Annotated in this window: 12 protein-coding genes and 6 tRNA genes; 11 read left to right on the plus strand and 7 right to left on the minus strand. The window is 54.0% G+C overall.

What is annotated here, in order from left to right; all coding sequences use genetic code 11:
• Window positions 1-51: 51 nt before the first annotated feature.
• On the plus strand, window positions 52-1,287 hold the full coding sequence (locus tag ACEPLT_RS16100; RefSeq protein WP_047721329.1) for an ion channel protein: 1,236 nt from the start codon (window positions 52-54) through the stop codon (window positions 1,285-1,287).
• On the opposite strand, the gene ipdC is transcribed toward ACEPLT_RS16100, so the two are convergent.
• Window positions 1,288-2,946 carry an indolepyruvate decarboxylase gene (gene ipdC, locus ACEPLT_RS16105; RefSeq protein ID WP_232929051.1) on the minus strand — a complete coding sequence of 553 codons (1,659 nt, stop codon included), beginning with the start codon at window positions 2,944-2,946 and terminating at the stop codon, window positions 1,288-1,290. It abuts the gene before it with no gap.
• 185 nt (window positions 2,947-3,131) lie between these two features.
• Between ipdC and mgrA the strand changes: the two genes are divergently transcribed.
• Together mgrA and ACEPLT_RS16115 are read left to right on the plus strand one after the other, a co-directional pair.
• Complete coding sequence (mgrA, locus tag ACEPLT_RS16110; RefSeq protein ID WP_227879005.1) at window positions 3,132-4,130, plus strand: L-glyceraldehyde 3-phosphate reductase; 999 nt, start codon at window positions 3,132-3,134, stop codon at window positions 4,128-4,130.
• Window positions 4,131-4,257: 127 nt separating this feature from the next.
• The gene (locus ACEPLT_RS16115; protein WP_008501589.1) at window positions 4,258-4,599 is read left to right on the plus strand and encodes a DUF2502 domain-containing protein; all 342 of its coding nucleotides are present in this window, start codon (window positions 4,258-4,260) and stop codon (window positions 4,597-4,599) included.
• 32 nt (window positions 4,600-4,631) lie between these two features.
• Here ACEPLT_RS16115 and ACEPLT_RS16120 read toward each other — a convergent pair whose 3' ends face one another.
• The gene (locus ACEPLT_RS16120; RefSeq protein WP_008501590.1) at window positions 4,632-5,870 is read right to left on the minus strand and encodes an Nramp family divalent metal transporter; all 1,239 of its coding nucleotides are present in this window, start codon (window positions 5,868-5,870) and stop codon (window positions 4,632-4,634) included.
• Between the two features lie 348 nt (window positions 5,871-6,218).
• On the opposite strand from ACEPLT_RS16120, the gene ACEPLT_RS16125 reads away from it, so the two are divergent.
• Entirely contained in the window at window positions 6,219-7,406 is a 1,188-nt protein-coding gene (locus ACEPLT_RS16125; protein ID WP_008501591.1) for a NupC/NupG family nucleoside CNT transporter, read from the plus strand.
• Window positions 7,407-7,450: 44 nt separating this feature from the next.
• On the opposite strand, the gene ACEPLT_RS16130 is transcribed toward ACEPLT_RS16125, so the two are convergent.
• The 3 genes from ACEPLT_RS16130 to ACEPLT_RS16140 all read right to left on the minus strand — a co-directional run bounded on the left by ACEPLT_RS16130 (window position 7,451) and on the right by ACEPLT_RS16140 (window position 10,048).
• The gene (locus ACEPLT_RS16130) at window positions 7,451-9,640 is read right to left on the minus strand and encodes a sensor domain-containing phosphodiesterase (protein WP_032652906.1); all 2,190 of its coding nucleotides are present in this window, start codon (window positions 9,638-9,640) and stop codon (window positions 7,451-7,453) included.
• Window positions 9,641-9,855: 215 nt separating this feature from the next.
• Window positions 9,856-9,931 (minus strand) — tRNA-Ala (locus ACEPLT_RS16135).
• Window positions 9,932-9,972: 41 nt separating this feature from the next.
• Window positions 9,973-10,048, minus strand: a tRNA-Ala gene (locus tag ACEPLT_RS16140).
• A 217-nt stretch (window positions 10,049-10,265) separates the two neighbouring features.
• On the opposite strand from ACEPLT_RS16140, the gene ACEPLT_RS16145 reads away from it, so the two are divergent.
• Window positions 10,266-10,628, plus strand: a complete 363-nt coding sequence (locus tag ACEPLT_RS16145; protein WP_008501593.1) for a YfeC-like transcriptional regulator — start codon at window positions 10,266-10,268, stop codon at window positions 10,626-10,628.
• 1 nt (window position 10,629) lies between these two features.
• Entirely contained in the window at window positions 10,630-11,022 is a 393-nt protein-coding gene (locus ACEPLT_RS16150; protein ID WP_063616499.1) for a YfeC-like transcriptional regulator, read from the plus strand.
• A gap of 44 nt (window positions 11,023-11,066) precedes the next feature.
• Here the strand turns inward: ACEPLT_RS16150 and gltX are convergent, their stop codons facing one another.
• Window positions 11,067-12,482: a glutamate--tRNA ligase gene (gltX, locus tag ACEPLT_RS16155; RefSeq protein WP_023294239.1), complete on the minus strand. Its 1,416-nt coding sequence runs from the start codon at window positions 12,480-12,482 to the stop codon at window positions 11,067-11,069.
• 258 nt (window positions 12,483-12,740) lie between these two features.
• Between gltX and ACEPLT_RS16160 the strand changes: the two genes are divergently transcribed.
• From ACEPLT_RS16160 to ACEPLT_RS16180, 5 genes are all read left to right on the plus strand, one after another.
• Window positions 12,741-12,816: transfer RNA gene (locus ACEPLT_RS16160), tRNA-Val, on the plus strand.
• Window positions 12,817-12,857: 41 nt separating this feature from the next.
• Window positions 12,858-12,933, plus strand: a tRNA-Val gene (locus ACEPLT_RS16165).
• 29 nt (window positions 12,934-12,962) lie between these two features.
• Window positions 12,963-13,038 (plus strand) — tRNA-Val (locus ACEPLT_RS16170).
• Window positions 13,039-13,042: 4 nt separating this feature from the next.
• A tRNA-Lys gene (locus ACEPLT_RS16175) sits at window positions 13,043-13,118 on the plus strand.
• 126 nt (window positions 13,119-13,244) lie between these two features.
• Window positions 13,245-13,586, plus strand: coding sequence for a FlxA-like family protein (locus tag ACEPLT_RS16180; RefSeq protein WP_039024777.1), 342 nt, complete (start codon window positions 13,245-13,247; stop codon window positions 13,584-13,586).
• On the opposite strand, the gene ACEPLT_RS16185 is transcribed toward ACEPLT_RS16180, so the two are convergent.
• The gene (locus ACEPLT_RS16185) at window positions 13,583-14,518 is read right to left on the minus strand and encodes a LysR family transcriptional regulator (protein WP_039024776.1); all 936 of its coding nucleotides are present in this window, start codon (window positions 14,516-14,518) and stop codon (window positions 13,583-13,585) included. The two genes, ACEPLT_RS16180 and ACEPLT_RS16185, sit on opposite strands and share 4 nt — an antisense overlap.
• Between the last annotated feature and the right edge of the window lie 7 nt (window positions 14,519-14,525).

Consider the following 14,525-nt stretch of genomic DNA (forward strand, 5'->3'; position numbering starts at 1 on the left):
AAGGCTTAATGTGCAAAGTAACGTAATACCGTTTTGTACAAGGAAATCATCATGCTTCACCCGCGAGCCAGAACCATGCTGTTGCTGGCAATTCCGGCGCTCATCATTGGCGTGGTTTCAAGTCTGGTCCTTATTGTCGTGATGAAAGTCGCGTCGGTGCTGCAAACACTATTATGGAACGCGCTTCCTGCAGGGCTGGGCGTCACCGCTGACTCTCCTGCGTGGATCGTTGGGATGCTGACGTTAACCGGTATTGCGGTGGGCCTGGTGATCCGTTTTAGTCCCGGCCATGCTGGCCCCGATCCGGCACTGGAACCGTTAATTGGTGCCCCGGTGGCCCCCTCGGCGTTGCCAGGGCTAATCATTGCGCTGATTATCGGTCTGGCTGGAGGCGTTAGTCTGGGACCTGAGCATCCGATTATGGCCGTGAACATTGGCCTGGCGGTTTTTCTTGGTTCACGCATTTTGCCCCGCGTTGGCGCGCTGGACTGGACTATTCTCGCCTCCGCAGGCACCATCGGGGCGCTCTTCGGCACGCCCGTTGCGGCGGCACTGATCTTTTCTCAGACGCTCAGCAGTAACAACGATGTCCCACTCTGGGACAAGCTCTTTGCCCCACTGATGGCCGCAGCCGCCGGAGCGTTGACGACCAGCCTGTTTTTCCATCCCCATTTTTCACTCTCTCTCCCCCACTACGGCCAGATGCAAATCGTCGATATTTTCAGCGGTGCCATCGTCGCCGCCATCGCCATTGCGCTGGGCATGGTGGCAGTATGGTGTCTTCCACGCCTGCACCGGCTGATGCACAGACTCAAACACCCGGTGCTGATTCTGGGGGCTGGCGGTTTGATTCTGGGTATTTTAGGTACGATCGGCGGGCCGGTGACGCTGTTTAAAGGACTGGACGAGATGCAGCAGCTGGCCTTCAGCCAGGTGTTTAGCGTCTCCGACTATCTGCTGTTTGCCGTGATCAAGCTGGCAGCGCTGGTGGTGGCGGCCGCCTGCGGTTTCCGTGGTGGACGCATCTTCCCGGCGGTCTTTGTCGGCGTCGCGCTGGGGCTGATGCTGCACGAGCATGTCGATGCCGTTCCGGCTGCGATTACCGTTTCCTGCTCGATTCTGGGGCTGGTGCTGGTGGTCACGCGCGATGCCTGGCTGAGCCTCTTCATGGCCGCCGTGGTGGTACCGGATACCACCCTCATCCCGTTACTTTGCATCGTGATGTTGCCCGCCTGGCTCCTGCTGGCGGGCAAACCGATGATGATGGCCTGGCGAAACGACAAATAATCAGGCGCTGTTGCGCGCTTCCAGCGCTTTGGTGATCGCCCCCAGCAGCGGAGGGATATCGGCTTTCGGCAGCATCACCTCAATCAGCGAGAGCCGCTCGTGGTGTGCCACTTTCTCAAGGACGTCCGCCAGCTGCTCCGCTTCACTGACCCGCCAGCACTGGGCCTGAGGATCAAGGCTCAGGGCCTGCGGGATTTGCGTCCAGTTCCACAGCGCAATGTCGTTGTAACGCTGCTCAGGCCCGTGGATCGCTCTTTCCACCGTGTACCCTTCGTTGTTCAGGACCAGAATGATGGGGTGTTGTTTATCCCGCAGCATCGAGCCAAGCTCCTGGATAGTAAGTTGCGCCGCGCCATCCCCCGTCAGGACAATCACGCGCCGGTTCGGGCAGGCCGTTTGCGCGCCAAATGCTGCCGCCAGCGTATAGCCAATCGATCCCCACAGCGGCTGGACGATAAAATTCACGTCAGCCGGCAGACGAAGGTCGATCGCGCCGAAGGCCGAGGTGCCCTGATCCGCAAGAATGATGTCTCCCGGACGAATAAATGTCTGCAACGTTTGCCAGAAATTCGCCTGCGTCAGCGAGCCATCCGGCTGCGGGTAGGCCATCGCGCTTTGAGAAGACTGCGCGGGCGTCTCGTGCACGTGCTGTTTGCACAGTTCCACCAGCGTTTCGATTGCCTGAAGCATAGGGATGCCGGTAAACCAGAGATCACCAACGCGTGAGGCATGAGGCTGAACTTCTATCGTTTGTGCCGGGGTAAGCTGATGCGTGAAGCCGGCGGTCAGGGTATCGGTAAATCGCGTGCCGATGCACAGTACGGTATCCGCCCCTTCAATCGCCTCTTTTACCGCACCGGCGCTCGCCGAACCGCTGTAGGTGCCATAAAATCCGGCGTGACGTTCGTCAAAGATACCTTTGCCCATCAGCATGGTGGCGTGTGCCATCGGCACGTCTTTGACCCATTTTTGTAGCGCATGCTTCAGGCCGTGGCGCAGGACAAGGAAATCGGCCAGCAGCGCAGTACGCTTGCTCCTGGCAAGCTTGTTTTCTGCGGCGTCCCGGAATGCTTTCAGGCCGGCACTATCGGCATGTGGATGCCTGAGCGTGAGAGCGTTTACAGGGGGAGTGGCGGCCTTTTTTGCCACGTCGGCAGGCAACATCAGATAGCCGGGGCGACGCTCCCGGAGCATTGTCGTTAACACCCGGTCGATTTCATAACAGGCGTTTTGTTCGGTCAGGATCGCCTGTGCAGCAGTGATCGGCTCGCTCATATGATAAAAATGACGAAACTCACCGTCGCCAAGCGTGTGGTGCAGCAGCTCCCCTCTTTGCTGTGATGCCGTACCCGGTGCCCCTACAATATGCAGGACCGGAACGTGCTCGGCGAAGCTGCCCGCAATGCCGTTCATGGCGCTTAACTCTCCTACGCCAAATGTCGTCAGCAGCGCGGCAAAGTCCTTACATCGGGCGTATCCGTCAGCGGCATAAGAAGCGTTTAACTCGTTGGCACAGCCCACCCAGCAGATATCCGGGCTGTCTATCACATGGTCGAGAAACTGCAGGTTATAGTCGCCCGGCACGCCAAACAGATGATCGGCTCCACAATCAGTAAGACGGTCCAGCAGGTAATCGGCGACGCAGTATGGGGTACGCATGAACAGGTATCCTTCTAATGTTGACCTCACCTTGAGTATTAAATAAGCGTGATGGCTGTCCAGAATTGGTGATAAGAAGGGCATGGAAAGAATGCTTTACAAAAAAGGCTGCGCTATGCTGCTTTTTTTCACGAAAATGTAAACGCATACACTGATTTTTCACTTCAGCGCCAGAGGTCACGAAAATGGGTTATCAGCCGGACAAAAATCGTTACAGGACAATGGAGTATCGCCGCTGCGGGCGAAGCGGACTCAGGTTGCCTGCCATCTCGCTTGGGCTGTGGCATAACTTTGGTGACACCACCCTTATCGAAAACAGCCGTCAACTTTTACAGCGTGCGTTCGATCTGGGCATTACGCATTTCGACCTTGCCAACAACTATGGCCCGCCCCCCGGATCGGCCGAACGTAATTTCGGACGTATTTTGCAGGAGGATTTCCTTCCCTGGCGCGACGAGCTAATCATCTCCACCAAAGCGGGTTATACAATGTGGGAGGGGCCTTACGGCGACTGGGGGTCACGTAAATATCTGCTGGCAAGCCTCGATCAAAGCCTGAAGCGCACGGGGCTGGAGTATGTGGATATCTTCTATCATCACCGGCCAGATCCGGAAACGCCGCTGCAGGAAACCATGAAAGCGCTTGACCATGTGGTGCGTCAGGGGAAGGCTTTGTATGTCGGATTATCCAACTACCCGGCTGTTCTGGCTCGCCAGGCGATTGATATCCTTAATGACCTCGGGACGCCCTGCCTGATCCACCAGCCGAAATACTCCCTCTTTGAACGTGCGCCGGAAGCGGGACTGCTGGACGTGTTGCAGGAAAAGGGAGTCGGCTGTATTCCCTTCTCGCCGCTGGCCGGCGGGCAACTGACCAATCGCTATCTGAACGGCATCCCCGCAGACTCACGCGCGGCAAGCGGCAGTCAGTTTCTTAAACCCGATCAGCTCACCGAAGAGAAGCTGGAGAAAATCAGGAAGCTGAATGCCCTGGCAGAAAGCCGCGGCCAGAAGCTGTCCCAGATGGCGCTGGCCTGGGTATTACGCCATGAGGAAGTGACGTCGGTGCTGATTGGGGCAAGTAAAGCGGCTCAGATTGATGACGCCGTGGGGATGCTGGCAAACCGCCATTTCTCTGCGGAAGAGTTGGCCCGTATAGACGCGATCCTGAGCAGCTCTATATAACATCACTTTTAGCAAAAAGTGCTCTCACCCAGGAATTCGGAGTTGAGGCGATGATACGACGCTTTACCAACTCGTAAAATTGCGTTAACAGGCCCAACAAAGGCCCCGATCGTGAAGGAGAAAGAGTATGTTCAGGTCACTGATTCTTGCAGCGGTATTACTGGCTTCGGCGCCGCTGATCGCCACTGCGGGCGAAATCACCCTGTTGCCATCAGTAAAATTACAAATTGGCGATCGTGACGACTACGGCAGATACTGGGACGGCGGCTACTGGCGCGACCGTGATTACTGGCATCGTCACTATGAGTGGCGCGGCGATCGCTGGTGGAAACATGATAACGGCAGACACCGCGGCTGGTATAAAGACAGCGCCTATGAGCGCGGTTACCGTGAAGGCTGGAACGATCGTGACGACCGTCGCGGCGGCTGGGGTCGCGGCAAAGGTCATGGACACGGCCACCATCACTAATCAAAAAGGAGCCTCCACGGCTCCTTTTTTTGTTAAAGACCCAGCGCAGTTCCCACTAACAACCACAGGTTCAGCGCCACGACCACCACCACGATGGCCCACCCGGTTCGTTTCACCAGCGTTGAGTTGACCAGCTCGCCCATCAGAGTTTTGTTGCTGGTAAAGATCAGCAGCGGCACCAGCGCCAGCGCAATACCAAAACTCAGCAGCACCTGGCTCATGACCAGAATTCGCGTTGGGTCGAGTCCCATCAGAATCACCACAAATGACGGCAGCATGGTGACGGAACGACGAACCCACAGCGGAATATGGAACCGGACAAACCCCTGCATCACCACCTGGCCTGCCAGCGTGCCCACCACCGTAGAAGAGAGACCAGCAGCCACCAGGCTAAGGCCAAATATCGTGGCGGCAGCATGGCTCAGCAACGGCTCCAGCGTGAGATACGCCTGGTCGAGATCGGCAATACCGGTATGACCGTTAAAGTGGAAAGCTGCGGCTGCAGTAGCCATCATCGCCAGATTGACAAACCCCGCGATGGTCATGGCGATCGCCACGTCCCACTTGGTGGCGGAGTAACGTTCTTTACGCGTCCCACCGTGGAGATGCTGAGTCAGCGAGGAGTGGAGATAGATCACATGCGGCATGATGGTCGCCCCCAGCACCCCGGCGGCCAGGAACACCGCTTCCGAGGTCGGCAGGCTTGGGATCGCCATTCCTTTACCGAGCTGCGCCAGATTCGGCTGTGAGAAGATTAGCTCAACGATATAGGCCGCCGCGACAAACAGCAGCAGACCGCCAATGACCTTCTCCAGCGGCTTTTGACCCCGACGCTGCAGCATCAGGATCAGGAACGTGGCAATCCCGGTGAGGACCGCCCCCTGCAACAGCGACACACCCAGAATCAGCTTAAAGCCGATCGCTGCGCCGATAAATTCAGCAAGGTCAGTGGCCATGGCGATGATTTCAGCCTGAACCCAGTAGAGCCAGACCGCGGGACGCGGATAATGGTCGCGAATTTGCTCCGCCAGGTTTTTGCCCGTCGCAATCCCCAGCTTTGCGGAGAGCATCTGAATCAGCATTGCCATCAGGTTTGCCCAGACGACCACCCAGAGCAGCTTATAACCGAAGCTGGCCCCGGCCTGAATATTGGTCGCAAAGTTACCTGGATCGATATAACCAATGGCAGCGATGAACGCAGGTCCCATTAATGCGAACCGCAACTTGCGCGCTGCTCTGCCACTGCTACCCTCTACGCGACTGTTTGTCATTTCTGCCTCTGAAATATAGCCTTTGCTATGTTTAATGCTATCAAAATGAGAATGATTATCAAGATCATTTATGAAGTTTGCAGTGATTTCTCTGATAGCTTTGAACGATAGACGGGCGGGTAAGTGGGGCGATCTAACTGAAACTGAAATCGCGCATGCTTTTGTGAAGACTAGCACACAAACTTAACTTTTCACTCATTTACCTAACATAACAAAAATGTATTGTGGATCACTATTTTTGAGACTCGTCACAGGATGTAACTATAGTGTGCCCTCGATCTCGTTTTCTTTTCGCTTGTTACATAGAATGTGCACGAAAATTAAACCTGCCTCATATTTGGAGCAAATATGGACCGCGTCCTTCATTTTGTCCTGGCACTTGTTGTCGTTACTGCACTCGCATTGCTGGTCAGCACAGACCGCAAAAAAATTCGTATTCGTTATGTTGTCCAACTGCTGGTCATTGAAGTTTTACTTGCGTGGTTCTTCCTGAACTCCAACGTAGGCCTCGGCTTCGTGAAAGGCTTCTCCGAAATGTTCGAAAAACTGCTCGGATTCGCCAATGAAGGGACCAACTTTGTCTTCGGTAAAATGAACGACGAAGGTCTGGCGTTCTTCTTCCTGAAGGTTCTCTGCCCTATCGTCTTCATCTCCGCGCTGATCGGTATTCTGCAGCACATCCGCGTTCTGCCGTTCGTGATTCGTGGAATTGGTTTCCTGTTATCCAAAGTGAACGGCATGGGTAAGCTGGAATCCTTTAACGCCGTCAGTTCCCTGATCCTCGGTCAGTCTGAGAACTTCATCGCGTATAAAGATATCCTCGGCAAGATGTCCCGCAACCGCATGTACACCATGGCGGCAACCGCAATGTCTACCGTTTCCATGTCTATCGTGGGCGCGTATATGACCATGCTTGAACCAAAATACGTGGTGGCTGCGCTGGTACTGAACATGTTCAGCACCTTTATCGTTCTGTCGCTGATCAACCCGTACCGCGTTGACGCCAGCGAAGAGAACATCCAGATGTCTAACCTGCACGAAGGCCAGAGCTTCTTCGAAATGCTGGGTGAATACATCCTGGCCGGTTTCAAAGTCGCGATTATCGTTGCCGCCATGCTGATCGGCTTCATTGCGCTGATTTCTGCACTGAATGCCCTGTTCGCCGCGGTGCTGGGTATCTCCTTCCAGGGCATTCTGGGCTACATCTTCTACCCTGTTGCATGGGTGATGGGTGTTCCGGCTCACGAAGCGCTGCAGGTGGGCAGTATCATGGCAACCAAACTGGTTTCTAACGAATTCGTTGCGATGATGGATCTGCAGAAAATTGCCAGCACGCTTTCTCCGCGCGCGGAAGGGATTCTCTCCGTGTTCCTGGTCTCCTTCGCGAATTTCTCGTCTATCGGTATCATCGCCGGTGCGATTAAGGGTCTGAACGAAGAGCAGGGTAACGTGGTTTCTCGCTTTGGCCTGAAGCTGGTTTACGGCTCTACGCTGGTGAGCGTCCTGTCCGCATCTATCGCGGCACTGGTTCTGTAACGTTTACCGTTAAACAAAAACCGGGAGCCTGGCTCCCGGTTTTTTTATGCCCGCAATTCTTCCAGCGGTTTGGGTTTGCCTATCAGGTATCCCTGCAGGTAATCCACACCAAAGCGAAGCAGCATCTCCCGCTGGGCCGGCGTTTCGACGTATTCCGCGACGACGCACAGCGATTTCGCCTTCGCCAGATTACACATCGACTGGACGATCATTGCATCCATGTCGTCTGTACAAATGTCTTTCACAAAGCAGCCGTCAATTTTAATGATGTCCGCCTGCAGGCGTCTGAGGCGCTCGTAGTTGGCGTAGCCAGTACCAAAATCATCTATGGCGATTCGGAAACCGTAATCCCGCAGCTGCTGAATATTGTTGATACTTGTGCCTGAATTTGAAAAAGCCTGCTCCTCGGTGATCTCAATCACGACGGCCTGAGGTGCCACGCCGTACCGTTCAAACAGCGCGCAAATCTCGGTCGCCACCTCTTTTTGCATCAGCGTGAGCGGCATCAGATTGACGGAGAAACGGGCACCAGCCTGTGTTGCAGGGTGATCGCGCAGCCACAGCAGTAATTTCTCCATAATGCACATATCAAACCGATGGCTGAGGTTGAACTGGGCAATCAGCGGAATAAAGCGGTCAGGGGTGAAGATCTCGCCCTCGCTCTCCATACGCGCCAGGATTTCGTAATACCCGCTCCCGTCCGCCTTCTGGATCGGTTGCGCGTATAAATGGAACTGCCCTGCCTCAAGGGCATGCTTAATCCGCGCCAGCATCAGGACACGCTCTGTCGTTTGTCCTGATGCCGCCTCAAGGCTATTCGTGAGCGCGAGAACATTTTGCTCTCCGCAGGCCTGCTCTGCCAGCCAGCTCAGCTGTCCCAGCGTGTGATGAAGCTTTTCGCCGTTTTCGACCATTCCCCAGGATGCGCCAAATTCAATATCCAGCCCGGTGTTGTTCCAGAAAATCTTACGGCTGTTCAGCCGATCGACCATATGCTGGAGACGCTCGGCGGTTCCCGGCCCCAGTAATACCAGCACCAGTTCGCTTCCCGGAAGCTGGAAGAGCGTCTCATCTTTCTGCAAAAGTGGCTGTAGCGACGTGGCGATCGTACGTTTGCAGTGGACCCGCATGATAATCCCGTAGTGTCGGCTCAAAAACTCCAGGTTATCCATGCGCAGAATGCACACTTTGGCATCCGGGTGAATCTCAAGATAATCTTCCAGCGCACGAATATTGGGCAAACCGGTAAGGGGATCGGTAAGCGCCCTGCCCTGCCAGCCCCGCTTCAGCCACTCGCTGCGCTGGTAAATGCGCGACATGTAAAGCAAGCAGATAGCGAAAGAAATCAGCACGGAGAGGATAAAGGAGAGTGAATGGCCCGACTCGACCCCGTTCAGGAAGTTGTAGTTGTAGGTCAACAGCAGGAGCGCTGAGGTGGCCCACAGCAGAGAAATCAACGCATAGGTCAGGCGGCTTATTGCCAGGGTAAAAAGAATAAAAATCAGCGGCATCAAATAGCCTGCAATGACCGGTGATTCAAAAGGACCACATAAAATGATGAGAATGGCGCCTAAAAGCATCAGCCAGACAAAAATATATAATGGATTCTTGTGATAAAACACGGGCTTCACGCTTCGCCGCCAGAAGGTGACGGCATAACGAGGATTAATTATCATTCTTAATGGGTAATAGAACATCATGGTAAAAATCAACCCCGCGCATATCAGGCTTTGAATATCCACAACATTATAAATTACCGTCCCTTCGCCGAAATAGGTTGATATAGTCACCGGAAAATCAAACAAATAGCCTGCCATATACATCGACAGCTTAATACCAAATGGCACAATAAAACCGAGCCAGAATATACGTAACCCGATGTGCTTGTTAGGGATGGAGTGGCGCCAGCGCTTGCCCAGCATGAGGCGTAGCAGGCCGCAGGCCGCGAACAACGCAAAGGTCTGACAGAACAGCAAAACTGAATATTGTAGCGGTGCTAAATTAATATAGAATAAATTAGTGACAGTAAAACCTAACAAAATGGGAAGAATAGCCCTGCGCCCAAACAGCAGAATTACCGCCAGCATCACGCTGAGCGGCAGCCATGCTAAATAAACGTCATGACCATTAACAATTGCGCGTGGAGAGAGATAACGGGAGACAGGTACCGCAATCAGACAAAGTGTCAGGGCAATTATAAATATCTTTACATTATTGTACGTTTTTCTATTCATTAAGCTGATGAGTATATTATCCGTCTGAATCATTGACCGGATGGATAATAGGTTTATTAATTGCACGAATCAAGTTCAAGTCTATTTATAGACACGTTTATTGATTTCGATTGAGGTGAGGTATGGGAATACCTTCTTTTTGATAACAAAAACCAGTGGCGGGCGTTACAAACAGATAAAAAAAACCCTCGTCATTTGACGAGGGTTTACAATTTTGGTGGAGCTAAGCGGGATCGAACCGCTGACCTCTTGCATGCCATGCAAGCGCTCTCCCAGCTGAGCTATAGCCCCACATGTGACTTTACTGACCGCACTCTGTTGGGTTCAGAGTTTGGTGGAGCTAAGCGGGATCGAACCGCTGACCTCTTGCATGCCATGCAAGCGCTCTCCCAGCTGAGCTATAGCCCCATCGTAAAGCTGTCATGTTGACGGGCGGCATAATATGAATTCCGCTGCGGAGTGTCAACGGCAAAATCAATGACCGCCGTTCGATCGCCGAAAAATCATGCAAATGAATCACTTTGCGAGCGTGCTCGTAATCAGGAGTTAAGCCTGTCACGTTTTCATGTAAAACGGTGCTATAAAATGAGCCGTTAATTAACCCCACTGATATTCAGGAAATTGCATGATCAAGGAACGAATGACGCCAGAAGAGTTAGCCCTGCTCACTGGCTATAGCCGACAGACCATCAATAAATGGGTACGCAAAGAGGGTTGGATTACGTCACCAAAACCTGGCGTTCAGGGCGGGAAAGCGCGACTGGTACATGTGAACGAAAAAGTCCGTGACTTTATCCGCAGCGCACGTCGGGCAAGCGAAACGTCCGATATGGCAGAAGGTACCAGCCATAACAGTTCGCTTCACACCCTACTCCTGACGCTGGCTGATGAAATGACGCCGGAAGAGCAGAAACAGATGACATCGCTGTTACTGCGGGAAGGGATCACCGGATTGTTGCAACGTTTAGGGATTCGCGATCGGGACTGATATGAAAAAATTACGGAGCAAAATGACCACGGAAGAGCTGGCGGAGAGTTTGGGCGTTGCCAGGCAAACGGTTAATCGCTGGATTCGCCAGCAGGGCTGGAAAACAGAAGGACTCAACGGCGTGAAAGGCGGCCGCGCGCGGCTCATTCATGTCGATGCGCGCGTGAAGGAACACATTATAAGTCTCCCGGCGATTCGCAACCGTCAGGCGGTTTACCATCTCGCGGAGGCCACTTCCGCCTACAATGCCCCCTCTGCAAACCTGTTTCCGGGCATAATTGAGACGCTGGAGAATATGACTGCAGCAGAGCAGAAGCGTCTGGACACCTTCCTGAAGCGCGAAGGCATTCACGGCTTTCTTAAGCGTCTGGGTATTACAGAAGAAGAAGCATAAAAAAACGGCAGGTTCCCCTGCCGTTTGTTTTCTCTGAGACGTTATTACTGCTGATTTTCTCGTTCAGCGATAAAGTCCAGAGCCTTGTTAATGCGCGCTACGCTGCGTGATTTGCCGATAGCATGAACCGTTACGTCCAGCGCCGGAGACTGACCCGCACCGGTCACCGCAACGCGCAGTGGCATACCGACTTTACCCATGCCGACTTCCAGCTCGTCCGCCGTCGCCTGAATGGCGTGATGCACATTCTCTGCGGTCCACTCGGTAATGGCAGCCAGCTTGTCACGCACCACTTCCAGCGGCTGACGCGCAACCGGGCGAAGGTGTTTCTTCGCGGCGTCCGCATCAAACGCATCAAACTCTTCATAGAAGTAGCGGCAGCTTTCAGCAATCTCTTTCAGCGTTTTGCAGCGCTCGCCGAGCAGTTTCACCAGATCCGCCAGCTCAGGGCCTGTGCGGGTATCAATATTTGCCTGCTCAATGTGCCACTGCAGATACGTCGCCACATATTCTGGCGGCATGGTATTGATGTAGTGATGGTTCAGCCACAGGAGCTTGTCGGTGTTGAACGCGCTGGCGGATTTGCTGACAGAGCTCAGAGAGAACAGTTCGATCATCTCTTCGCGGCTGAAGATCTCCTGGTCACCGTGAGCCCAGCCCAGACGCACCAGATAGTTCAGCAGCGCTTCTGGCAGATAGCCGTCGTCGCGATACTGCATCACGCTCACCGCACCGTGACGTTTAGACAGCTTTTTCCCGTCGTCGCCGTTGATCATGGAGACGTGGGCATAGACAGGCACAGGGGCGTTCAGCGCCTTCAGGATGTTGATCTGACGTGGCGTGTTGTTGATATGGTCTTCACCGCGCACAACGTGGGTAATTTCCATATCCCAGTCGTCAACCACGACGCAGAAGTTGTAGGTTGGAGAACCATCGGTACGACGGATGATCAGATCGTCGAGCTCCTGGTTGCTGAATTCGATCGGGCCACGGATCTGATCGTCAAAGATCACAGACCCCTCTTGCGGGTTAGCAAAACGCACAACGCAAGGCTCATCTGCAGCATGCTCGCTGTGGTCGTGGCGGCAGCGGCCGTCATAACGCGGCTTTTCACCGTTCGCCATCTGCTCTTCACGCAGCGCATCCAGACGCTCTTTGGAGCAGTAGCACTTATACGCCGTGCCCGCGACCAGCATCTCATCAATGACGGCGTTATAGCGGTCAAAGCGTTTGGTCTGGAAGTAGGGACCTTCATCCCATTCCAGGTTCAGCCAGTTCATCCCATCCATAATGGCTTCAATTGCTTCTGGCGTGGAGCGCTCAAGATCGGTGTCTTCAATACGCAGCACGAACTCACCTTTGTTGTGGCGTGCGAAAAGCCAGGAATAGAGAGCGGTACGTGCACCACCGACGTGCAGATAGCCTGTCGGGCTCGGCGCGAAGCGAGTTTTGATTTTCATGAAATGGCCTTACGTTATAAAGATGCCGGCAATCGGCAAATCCTGGGGAAAAAACAATGGGCAATATTCTATCACTGTGCGGCGATTCCTCAATGTTGTTCCCTGAATCGGGCCCGAGTTTGCGATTTTTGTTTAGAAATCATGCGCCACTGCCCGTTTCGCGATCGTTTTGCTTAATTTTACGACGAACGAATAAAAACTTTAGAAAATGCGTTGACTCATTTTCAACTCTCCCTATAATGCGACTCCACACAGCGGGGGTGATTAGCTCAGTTGGTAGAGCATCTCCTTTACACGGAGGGGGTCGGCGGTTCGAGCCCGTCATCACCCACCATCTACTTCGGTAGACTCGCAGTGTAGATAAGGATTGAGATTGGGCGATTAGCTCAGTTGGTAGAGCATCTCCTTTACACGGAGGGGGTCGGCGGTTCGAGCCCGTCATCGCCCACCATTCTCACCTTATCGCAGCAGTTCCGAAATGGGCGATTAGCTCAGTTGGTAGAGCATCTCCTTTACACGGAGGGGGTCGGCGGTTCGAGCCCGTCATCGCCCACCATTTCGGGTCGTTAGCTCAGTTGGTAGAGCAGTTGACTTTTAATCAATTGGTCGCAGGTTCGAATCCTGCACGACCCACCAATGTAAAAAAGCGCCCTAAAGGCGCTTTTTTGCTATCTGCGATATAAAAAATGTGAACCTGCCCCATTTTCCTCAAGCTAATCCCGCCGGTGCCGATACCTCTGTTTTATAACGCGAGGAAAAAATATGACGACCATTCAGGCATCAACCCAACCTATTCAAACCAGCAGTGGCGGGAATGGGGCTTCTGGCGGTAACGATATCTCTGCGCAAATCACCCGCATTCTCGACAAAATCCAAAAGCTGACTCAGCAGTTAAACGAGCTGGCGAACAGTCCCGGCAGCACGGAAGAGAAGAAAAAGCAGCAGGAACTGATTCAGACCCAGATCAAAGTGCTGCAGGCGCAGCTCGCCGCACTGCAGCGCCAGCAGGCCGAAGAGGCCCAGAAAAAGCAGGATCAAAAATTGGGCAAAGTGGAAGGTGTGAATAGCCCAACAGACAATAATCAGATTGATATCTACATCTAATCTTCTGAAGCGTTAAACAGTGGATCGCGTATGCGGGCCTCGGTCAATCGCTGTGCCTGGATACGCACCACTTCCCAGATAGCCTGCGCCGCCCCCGAGAGTGAACGATTTTTTCGCCGCACCAGCATTAGCTTTCGTTCGACAACGGGCGTCAACCGCTTCACGGCCAGTCGACTTCCCTGAGGCAGGGGAAGCGCCAGGGCGGGCAACACGCTGATGCCGATCCCGGCTTCCACCATGGGAAACAGCGTTGCCGGGTGACCAATCTCCTGCACGATCGCTGCCTTTACCCCCTGATTCATCAGTGCGGAATCAATCAGCGGGCGGCTGCCCGAGGCATAATCTTGTAAAACCAGGTTTGCGCCCTGCAGTGACTGCCACCTGACGTCAGGCAACGCGGCCAGCGGATCATCGTCACGGCAGAGCAGCAAAAAGGGCTCCGAAAGTACGCTTTCGCACTCCAGATCGCTCACCTGGCCGGGATCGATAACAATACCAAAATCGACATCCCCCTGGCGGATGCTCTCCAGTACCCACTGCTGTGGCCGGTCATGCAGCACAAAGTCAATGTCCGGGTAGCGATGGTTCCCCTCGGCAATACACTGCGGGATAAGGTGTGCAGATATCGTCTGGCTAGCCGCGACCCGCACGGTACCCGAAAGCTGCTGCCCCAGCCTACCCACGTCTCTGAGCGTGCTGTTCAGCTCATCCAGCAGCCGTTCAAGGCGCAGAGCAAGCTGCTGCCCGGCTTCGGTCAATACCACTTCGCGCGTGGTGCGGTCAAGCAACCGGACGCCGGTCTGATTTTCCAGTTCTTTCACGCTGTGGCTGACCGCCGACTGGCTCAGGCCAATCATCTCCCCTGCCCGGCTAAAGCTGCGGGCATTGGCGACGGTAACGAAAATGCGGAGCTGGCGTAAGGAAAAATTCATCTGTTTA

This window comes from Enterobacter sp. fkY84-1 (genome assembly GCF_052974705.1).